This is a genomic window from Pseudonocardia sp. GCM10023141 (assembly GCF_042653605.1).
The window spans coordinates 1-297 of sequence record NZ_JBHSIR010000031.1 but is presented as its reverse complement, the minus strand read 5'-3'; the positions used below and the strand labels follow the sequence as shown (position 1 = coordinate 297).

The window sequence follows — 297 nt, the reverse complement described above, 5'->3', positions numbered from 1 at the left end:
AACACCGTCGGGGCTCCCCGGGCGACCGCCGAGCTCAACGACGGCGTCCCGCCCGGCGAGCGGGTCAACCACAAGCGGGTCGCACGGGTGATGCGCGAGCACGGCATCGCCGGCTACCGCCGCCGCCGCCGGGTCAGGACCACGATCCCCGAACCGGCCGACCAGAAGGTCCCCGACCTGCTCAAACGGGACTTCACCGCGTCGGCACCGAACCTGGCCTACGTCGGTGACATCACCTACCTACCGTTGGCCGACGGATCGAATCTGTACCTGTCCACGGTGATCGACTGCCACAGC

1 protein-coding gene is annotated in these 297 nt (G+C 69.4%); it reads left to right on the top strand.

Annotated features, from left to right (window positions below; genetic code table 11):
* The coding region (locus tag ACFPFQ_RS19455; protein WP_379620768.1) for an IS3 family transposase at positions 1 to 297 on the top strand (297 nt) is incomplete at both ends.